Source organism: Shewanella sp. 125m-7, from assembly GCF_052977045.1.
The window spans coordinates 107,831-116,614 of record NZ_JBRILQ010000012.1; the positions used below are offsets into that span (position 1 = coordinate 107,831).

General features: G+C 46.5%; 7 protein-coding genes. 2 read left to right on the top strand and 5 right to left on the bottom strand.

Annotation, left to right across the window (positions count from 1 at the left end; all coding sequences use genetic code 11):
- Positions 1 to 11 precede the first annotated feature (11 nt).
- Genes ACVBIL_RS08210 through ACVBIL_RS08230 form a run of 5 tightly spaced genes read right to left on the bottom strand, consistent with a single transcriptional unit; the run spans position 12 to position 4,756 of the window.
- Positions 12 to 1,811: a bifunctional molybdopterin-guanine dinucleotide biosynthesis adaptor protein MobB/molybdopterin molybdotransferase MoeA gene (locus tag ACVBIL_RS08210; RefSeq protein ID WP_447166488.1), complete on the bottom strand. Its 1,800-nt coding sequence runs from the start codon at positions 1,809 to 1,811 to the stop codon at positions 12 to 14.
- An 8-nt stretch (positions 1,812 to 1,819) separates the two neighbouring features.
- Complete coding sequence (mobA, locus tag ACVBIL_RS08215) at positions 1,820 to 2,422, bottom strand: molybdenum cofactor guanylyltransferase MobA (RefSeq protein ID WP_447166489.1); 603 nt, start codon at positions 2,420 to 2,422, stop codon at positions 1,820 to 1,822.
- 52 nt (positions 2,423 to 2,474) lie between these two features.
- Positions 2,475 to 3,236, bottom strand: a complete 762-nt coding sequence (locus ACVBIL_RS08220; protein ID WP_447166490.1) for an ABC transporter ATP-binding protein — start codon at positions 3,234 to 3,236, stop codon at positions 2,475 to 2,477.
- 3 nt (positions 3,237 to 3,239) lie between these two features.
- Positions 3,240 to 3,947 (bottom strand): ABC transporter permease, encoded by a 708-nt coding sequence (locus ACVBIL_RS08225; RefSeq protein ID WP_447166491.1) that lies wholly within the window; start codon positions 3,945 to 3,947, stop codon positions 3,240 to 3,242.
- Positions 3,944 to 4,756: a substrate-binding domain-containing protein gene (locus ACVBIL_RS08230; RefSeq protein ID WP_447166492.1), complete on the bottom strand. Its 813-nt coding sequence runs from the start codon at positions 4,754 to 4,756 to the stop codon at positions 3,944 to 3,946. The genes ACVBIL_RS08225 and ACVBIL_RS08230 overlap by 4 nt, the downstream gene beginning before the upstream one ends.
- A gap of 279 nt (positions 4,757 to 5,035) precedes the next feature.
- Here ACVBIL_RS08230 and ACVBIL_RS08235 point away from each other — a divergent pair, with 279 nt between their 5' ends.
- Positions 5,036 to 6,418: a sigma-54-dependent transcriptional regulator gene (locus ACVBIL_RS08235; protein ID WP_447166498.1), complete on the top strand. Its 1,383-nt coding sequence runs from the start codon at positions 5,036 to 5,038 to the stop codon at positions 6,416 to 6,418.
- A gap of 21 nt (positions 6,419 to 6,439) precedes the next feature.
- Positions 6,440 to 8,578 (top strand): sensor histidine kinase, encoded by a 2,139-nt coding sequence (locus ACVBIL_RS08240; protein ID WP_447166493.1) that lies wholly within the window; start codon positions 6,440 to 6,442, stop codon positions 8,576 to 8,578.
- Positions 8,579 to 8,784 lie beyond the last annotated feature (206 nt).

The window sequence follows — 8,784 nt, forward strand, 5'->3', positions numbered from 1 at the left end:
TACATGGCCTCTTAAAGGAGGTCGGCAAAAGGTTGAATGTAAACTGTGTCACCTGGATTTAACTGGTCATCTTTTTCACCAATCACGATGAGACAGTTCCCTTTTACCATAGAGCTAAGCATCCCTGAGCCCTGTGCACCTGTTGTGGTTACATGTAACTTGCCGTCAGCACCTAAGTGATAGATACCGCGGGTAAACTCTGTACGACCGGTACGGCTACGTAGTGGTTTATCAGTGATTGCGGGTACCATAGTTGGTGCCCAGTTTTGCTCGCCTGCAAGCTTACGAATTGCGGGTTGTACAAACTGCAGGAACGACACCATTACGGCAACTGGATTGCCCGGTAAGCCGAAGAATAGCGAGTCATCAATTTGACCAAATGCTAACGGGCGACCCGGACGCATATTGATACGCCAGAAGTTAATCTGTCCTACTTGTTCAAGTACCGTCTTAATATAATCGGCGTCACCAACGGATACGCCGCCTGAGCTAATGACGATATCAGCTTGTGCTGCGCCATCTTTTAGCACCTGAGCCAATGCCGCTTCTGAATCTTGAATAATGCCTAAATCAATGACTTCACAACCTAGCTTCTTTGCCATCGATTTAATGGTGTAGCGGTTAGAATCGAAAATGCAGTTGGCTTTTAATGGCTCGCCCGGCTGGCATACTTCATCACCCGTTGAGAATACCGCAACTTTAGGGCGCTTAAATACCGGTAACTCACCAAAACCTAATGAGGCTAATAAACCTTGCTCTGCGGCGTGCAAGCGAGTGTGGGCTGCAAGGGCCGTTGCACCTTGAGCAATGTCTTCACCCGCTTGGCGTACGTGTTGGCCTAGGCTCATTTCACCTTCAAAACGCACTTCGCCATCTTGCTCGTTGGCAAGCTCGCGTAGCTGAATCGTGTCTGCTCCTGCTGGCAATGGTGCGCCTGTCATAATGCGCACGGCTTCACCGGCGGCAATCGTGCCATTGTAAGCGTGGCCAGCCATCACTTCGCCAACCATCTTGTACGCTGCGCTGCTGTCATCACTCAGTTTAAAGGCGTAACCGTCCATTGCTGAGTTGGTGTGCTGTGGCACATCGACAGGTGAAATGGCGTCGCTTGCAAGGATACGGTTCTCTAGTTCATCAAGCTCAACCGCTTCTGTTGCGGTTACCGGCTTAACGTAAGATAAAATCTTATCGATACCTTGTCGAACTGACAGCGTGCTGCTGTTATCTAACTCGCAGCCACAGGTTGGCGTCATTGGCAAATCAACCGGGCATGGCTTCCATGCGGCAATGTACTCACTGACATAATCAGCGATTTGATCAATGTTATTGATATCTAAACGGCGAAGCTCGCTTGGGATCTCGGTATCATCACAGCAAGCAATGGCTTGAATATTGTCATCATGAGTGTGGATAAACGGTTTGCCATGAGCGGCGCGGTGCAGTTCAATTTTAGGAAGTTCGAGCTTTTTAAAACCTTCAACTAGGACGATATCGACCTTGTCGGCTTCAATCTGTTTCAGCAAATGTGGCAGCTCAGGATCACCATCTTTGGCGTCTTCGGTCATTAATGCCCAGCGCACATGAGAGGCGACTAACATCTGTTTGGCACCGGCTTTACGCATCTCATAGCTGTCTTTACCAGGAATATCGACATCGAAATTATGATGAGCATGCTTAATGACTGCGAGTCGCACACCTCGGCGATTAAGCTCTGGGATTAATTGCGTTAATAATGTGGTCTTGCCTGTACCGCTATAAGCACAGAATCCGAGTACAGGAATCGATAACGGATTAGTAAAAGGTATGCTCATTTACACCTCTAGTGATTTTTTTCATTCGCTATGGCATCGCCAAGCTGCTGTTTTTGTTCTGGTGTGTTTACGTTTACAAACGCATTAGGCTGATCTGCAAACTCAGCGACCACATAGTGATGCTTGGCGTACCAAAAATCGATTTTGCGTTCGCCAGCATCTAAAAATGCTTTCATGGATGCGCGTAAACTTGGCTTGAGCAGCATGACGACAGGTTGCTCGCGTTTACCGTCACTCGCCACAGCGAGTTCGGCATCTTCAGCCGTTAATTTCGCTAGCATTCTAGCGACTAAATCTTTTGGTAACAGTGGGCAATCGCAAGGAACGACTAATAAATATTGCGCGTCTGTATTGCTCATCGCGGTGATCATGCCTGCTAATGGGCCTAAGTAGCCGCTATCTTGGTCGCTGATCACCTTAAAACCGAACTCAGAATAACGGTTTTGGTTACGATTTGCGTTGATCAGGATCTCCTTAACCTGAGGTTGTATCCGATCAATTGCATGTTTAATCATCGGCTGATTGTCTAGCTCGACTAAACCCTTGTCATTGCCACCCATGCGTCTGGCCATACCGCCAGCAAGGATTACTGCATCAACTTTTACCGCCATCACTGTTACCTTTTTGTTTATTGCAGTCTTTTACCAAAATTTGGTAATCCCGTTATCCAACCGAAATAGTTAACGTCATTGACGCATCGGTATGAGCATCATCATTACTGCTCTTTAATACATCGATGCTGTCAGTGGTAATTGTTTTATCGCTAACCAGCCAGGCATGATCGCATACTTTAGTTAACATACAAGTCTGATGGCTACTAATTAGCATGCCAGTGCCTTGTTGTTTCAAGTCGCTGATCATCTGTAAAACTAATTGCTGAGAATGTTTATCCATATTGGACGTCGGTTCATCTAGCATTAATAGTTTCGGCTGGACAATCCAGGCTCTAGCAATGGCTAGACGCTGCTTTTCTCCGCCTGATAGGCTGGAGGCGGCTTGGGTTAACAAGTGACGTAGTTGCGCCCTATCGATAGCGTGTTCTGTGCGGGCTTTGATAAGTGCTTTATCTGTACTTAAAAACCGTAATGGATAAGTCAGGTTGTACAGCACTGAGCCTTCAAACAGGTAAGGGTGCTGGTGCAAATAAATCGCCTTACCAGTAATCGAACCGCTACGCCACCATGGGGCAATAGCAAACCCTTCAGCGTGAATGCTGCCAGATGTTGGTGGGATAAAACCTGCGAGCAACTTCATTAATGTGGTTTTACCACAGCCATTATCGCCTTGCAGATGAATGACTCGGTTTTGTTCAAAAACCAATTTGTCAGCGCTAAATAGGTGCTTGTCTTCAAAACACATCTTAAGATTTTGTGCAATGATCTTTGCTGTAGCGCTGGTATTGGCTGTTGCCATTGTAGTCGCCATTTTTTAATGACTCCTCGGCTCAGCTTTGCCTCTTAATGTACCAAGTGCAAAGTTTAAAATGAGTGCTAGGACCAGTAGTACAATCCCTAGTGCAATCGCTTGTGCAAAATCACCTTTACTGGTTTCCAGTGCAATCGCAGTGGGAATGTTACGTGTGACGCCTGCAATGTTGCCCCCCACCATCATTGAGCAGCCTATTTCAGTCAAAATACGACTAAATGCGGCTACAATAGCTAATAATAGTGGAACTTTAAGTTCTCTGCAGACAGCCCATATCGCGTTAAGTGCGGGAGCGCCCAATGTTCGCGAGGTTTCCCAAGCGCGGCGATCGACACTGGTAAAAGCGGCCTGGCTCATGGCAACAAGGACGGGAGCACAGATTAGCATCTGGCCTAAAATCATGCCTTTTTGAGTGAACAGCCATTTGAGATCCCCAAGAGGCCCCATACGTGTCAGCAGTAAATAAACTAACAGGCCTATTACAACGGTAGGGATCGATTGCAGAGTTTGAATCAGATTGGTGACTAACCAGCGGCCGGGGAAGCGTGCAAAGGCCAGCAGAAAGCCCAATATCATCGAAGGCAATAGCGTGATCGCTAGCGCCGCAAATGATACTGAAAAAGATACTGCTATAATGGACCACACTTCAGGGTCCATTGAAAACAGCAGGCTTAATGCCTGCTGTATAAGGGCTAACCAGCCTTCATTCATTCGCTATATGTTGCCTTGAACAATTGCTCTCCCTGAACTTTATAATCGTTGATCATGCCTTGCGCTTCAGCGCCGATCAGCCAGTCGCTCAATGCCTTGGCACCCTTATGGTTTAGTGTCGGGTACTTGGTTTCACTGATAAGTATGATTTGGTATGGGTTAGCAAGTGCTGCACCGCCATCAAAATCTACTGCTAGGTCTATTTTACCTGAATAAGCGACAAAAGTGCCACGGTCAGACAGTGTATAAGCTTCTAATTCACTAGCCATTAGTAGGGTTTTGCCCATACCTTGACCAACTGCAGTGTAGCCTTTGAAATCAGGAGTGATTTTTGCGTTTTCCCAGATTAGTAATTCTTTCATGTTGGTGCCTGAATTGTCACCACGTGAAATAAAAGGTACACCCGATTTTTCGATTTTAGCAAATGCGTCTTCAGCTGTTTTGCTTGAGCGGATTTGAGCCGGGTCGTTCTTTGGTCCAAGAACCACGAAATCGTTTTCCATAATGCCGCGTGGTAGGCGGCCGTAACCTTCTTCAACAAACTTAGCTTCAGCACCTGGAGCATGAGTCATCACAACATCAACGTCACCTTGGCGAGCAAGTTTAAGTGCCTTTCCCGTACCTGTTGCGATAACTTGTACCTGATAGCCTGTTTCAGCTTCAAATTTTGGTAGTAGATTTTTAAGTAGCCCCGAGTTTTCAGTACTCGTTGTTGTCGCAAGCTTGATGACTTCGTTGGCTTGAGCTGGCATACCAACAAATAGCGCAGCGGTAACCGCAAGACCAATAACGCGTTTAAGGTTTAGCATTTTTACTCCTTGGGAAAATAAAATAGGCCTCTCTCGATACCTGAGTGCCTGGTTGAAATCGAATTCACTCCATAGAAAAGCAAGTTTGATGCCATGCTTAAATTGTATTATTTGAGCTCACATTTGTAACACTTGTGCGATCTACATCCCATCAATGGTAAAAAAAACGCAGACATTATGTCCCAAGGTCGCGATTACATGGTTCATAGTGACCTATTTAGACTGGTTAGATGATAGACTTGTTGCATAATGAGTCAAAATGTCCCTCAGACAGACAAGATGGGACAGAGAATGAATAATATGAAGCCACTTCCTTCCGCTGTATCTGTATTGATTGTTGATGACGAACCCGGCATGCGCAGCTTTTTAAAGAAAGCGCTTGCGAAGAAGTTTGCCTTAGTTGAAACAGCCTCTAGCGTCGAAGATGCTGAGCAACTGCGTTCACGTTGTCATTTCGATCTGTTAATTGTTGATATTCGTCTGCCTGGCCGCTCGGGTATTGAATGGCATGAGGCGCTTAACGATCAAGAAAGACGCTCAGACATCATCTTTATGACGGGTTACGCCGATATGGATGTGGCTATTAAAGCGCTGCGTGCGGGTGCGTCTGACTTCATCATGAAACCGTTTCATTTAGAACAGATGATGAAAGCGGTTGACCGCTGTATTGAACGACGTCTGCTTAAGCGTGAAAATCTAATGCTGCGCCGTGAGGTGTCTTTTAATCAGTCTTCGACCATTATTGGCCAAAGCGATGCGATGACAGAGGTTAAGCATGTTATTGAGCGCGTAGCGCCAACCAATGCGGTGGTATTAATTGAAGGCGAGTCTGGCACAGGTAAAGAGCTGGTGGCCAGACAGCTACATATTCTCAGTGGCCGCCAAGGTCCATTTGTTCCGGTTAACTGTGGCGCTATAGCCCCTGAACTGTTAGAAAGTGAGCTATTTGGGCACTCTGCCGGTGCTTTTACTGGCGCGAAAGGAAACAGAGAAGGCTTATTTAGCTTTGCCTCAGGTGGTACTATCTTCCTCGACGAAATTGGTGAAATGCCGCTTAAGATGCAAACCGCATTATTGCGTGTGCTTGAGCAGCGTACTATTCGACCTGTCGGCAGTGAAAAAGAAATTAACATCGATGTGCGCGTATTAGCCGCAACCAATCGTAAGCTTTCAGAAGAAGTGGAAGCGGGCAACTTTAGACGTGACTTGTACTATCGCCTCAACGTGCTGGATATTGTGATCCCGCCACTGCGTGAGCGCCCAGAAGACATCGTTGAGCTTACGCATCACTTTACCTGCCAGTTAGCTGCAGAGCTGGGGGTTAAAGAGGTCGTTTGGAGTCATGAAGACTTATTAAAGCTGCAACAACACGAATGGCCAGGTAATATTCGCGAACTGCGAAATATGATTGAGCGTTGCATCTTGTTAGGCAAGCCGCCAGCCGAGTACTGGAAGGTTCAGCCAAAAGCCGAAATGGTGGTCGAATCGGGTTATCCATTACAATGGGCGCTAAAAGATGTTGAGCGTGACCATGTCACCCGAGTGGTTGACGCACACGGCGGTAACAAGTCAGCGGCAGCGCGGGACCTTGGTGTGTCACGTAAAACACTAGATAGAAAATATAAAGAGTGGTTTGGCGGTGACGCCGCCAAAGAAGACTAGAAAACGCTAAGGGGAGTATAGGTGTCGTTTTTTTCTAATATGTTTGGTGTGACTTGGCAACAAATGCAGGCTAAGGTGCGTTATCGCATCTTGATTTTAACCTTGTTGCCAATCTTGCTGACCTTAGTCAGTTTGGTTTTTATTACCATATATTGGAATATAAGCTACACAGGTAAGCAGCTGTTTATGAAGGTCAAAGCTGATTTGACCGTGGCCAACAGCACCCTTGTTACCGTTCAGGATAATCAAGAAAAACAGCTTGAACTGGTGATGGAATCTTGGCAGTTTCAGAATGATTTTCGCCAAATCGGTAATGACTCCAATCTGCAACGCAATCTGCTGCAACAAGGTTTGGACCAAGCCAAAAAAGATCTTAATTTAGACTTTTTGCGACTACTTAGCGTGTCTGAAGCCGCAGCCGACCCCGATCTAAGACAGATGTTGCCGCATATCGAAGGCGTAGCCCCCTTCTCTGGGTTAATGGTGCTTGAGCCAAGCCGTTTGGCACGTATCGATCCTGAGCTTGCCGAACGCGCCATTATTCCTGTGATGAAGACCTTGCGGGCACAAGAGCCGAGTAAGCATGAAGAGAAGCGGGGTCTGTTAAGTCGTAGTTTGCTGCCTGTTGCCGATATCAATGGTAACGTGGCTTGGTATCTCGATGGCGGCATCATGCTTAATCGTGATACTCGCATCGTCGATCATATTCGCGACCTAGTGTACGACAAGGGCACTCTGCCGGAACGTTCAATCGGTACCGTGACCATCTTTCTCGACAATATTCGTATCAGTACTAACGTACCTTTGCATTTCTTCCCGCAAGGGGATGATCAACAGGGCCGTGCGCTCGGTAGTTTGGTGTCATCTGAAGTGCGCGAAAAAGTGCTGAATCAGGGCCTACTCTGGGTCGATAGAGCCTTTGTGTTTAATGATTGGTTTATTTCGGCCTATGCGCCACTTAAAGATATCAATGGCAAACGTATTGGTATGATCTATACCGGATTTTCTGAGTCGCCGTTTATCCATAATTACCTGCTGAACATTATCGAATTGGGCACCATCTTGATGTTGGTATTGCTGGTATCGGGTTGGCTGGTTTATCGCGGTGCCTACAGTTTATTGCAGCCGATTGAGCGTATTCACCATGTGGTAAAAGCGGTGCAGTCAGGCCGTAACTTACGCATTGGCTCGTTAGGCTTAGATAGCGATAACGAACTGTCTAACCTTGCAGAGCAGTTTGATAATATGCTGGATCTGTTGCAGCGTCGTAACACCCAGATCCAAGCCGCTGCGGAGCAGTTGGAGGTTAAGGTTGAAGAGCGCACCCGTAGCTTGCAGGAAAAAACTGAAGAGCTACAAGCTAACGTTGCCCTACTTAATGAGACCCGACAGCAGCTGGTGATCAATGAAAAATTAACAGCTTTGGGTGAACTTACAGCAGGTATTGCCCATGAGATCAATAATCCGACTGCGGTGATCTTAGGCAATATGGAGCTGCTTAAGTACGAGCTTGGCGACAGAGCCGAAGACGTAGAAGAAGAGATTGAATTGGTCATTCAGCAAGTGGGTCGCATCAGTACCATTATTCGTAGCTTGCTACAGTATAGCCGCCCAGGTGAGTTCAATGCGCCGTTAGAGATGCACCAAATCACCCCCATTATCGAAGAGATGTTGGTATTAGTCCGTCACTCTATTCAAAAGCAGCAGGTGGTGCTTAACCAAGAGCTTAATGCCAGCTACCCTATTGAAGTTAACCGCCCGCAACTGCTACAGGTATTGATTAATCTTGTGGTGAACGCAGCTCATGCAATGGACGGTAAAGGCCAAATTTGGATCCGCACCTATGATTGGGTGCAGCATGGCGAGCCTGTAGGGGTTAAGATTGAAGTTGAAGATGAGGGTAAAGGTATTCCTGAAGAGGAGCTTAGCCGTATTTTTGACCCGTTTTACACTACACGTAAGGATGGTACCGGATTAGGCTTATCCCTTAGCTACGGCATCATTAAGCGTATTGGTGGCACCATTGAGGTGAGCTCTACTGTAGGCAAAGGTAGTTTGTTTACCATAGGCTTATATCATAAAGCCATAGAGGATCAGAGTAATACCCCCTACGAAGGCTTGCACTTCAGCGATAAGCATAGCGGCATGTCGAGAGACTAGTCGCTTTTAAGAAAGCAAAATAGCGTATGGAGCGCGCGGAGTTGCTTGCCCTCTGCTGAGTCACCTTCTCAACACTGAATTTTAGGCAAAAAAATAGCCGAGATAATATCTCGGCCAAAAGAGTGTGTGAGCAATGTCGTGCTTAATAAAACTCTATTGCAGATAAAGATGATGAGAACTTTATTTGTTAATCCGAGTTAACAATA

Bases quoted from the DNA above. Each gene is read 5' to 3' on its own strand.
- mobA (WP_447166489.1), bottom strand. From the start codon at position 2,422: ATGGCGGTAAAAGTTGATGCAGTAATCCTTGCTGGCGGTATGGCCAGA.
- ACVBIL_RS08230 (WP_447166492.1), bottom strand. From the start codon at position 4,756: ATGCTAAACCTTAAACGCGTTATTGGTCTTGCGGTTACCGCTGCGCTA.
- ACVBIL_RS08210 (WP_447166488.1), bottom strand. From the start codon at position 1,811: ATGAGCATACCTTTTACTAATCCGTTATCGATTCCTGTACTCGGATTC.
- ACVBIL_RS08235 (WP_447166498.1), top strand. From the start codon at position 5,036: ATGGGACAGAGAATGAATAATATGAAGCCACTTCCTTCCGCTGTATCT.
- ACVBIL_RS08225 (WP_447166491.1), bottom strand. From the start codon at position 3,947: ATGAATGAAGGCTGGTTAGCCCTTATACAGCAGGCATTAAGCCTGCTG.
- ACVBIL_RS08220 (WP_447166490.1), bottom strand. From the start codon at position 3,236: ATGGCGACTACAATGGCAACAGCCAATACCAGCGCTACAGCAAAGATC.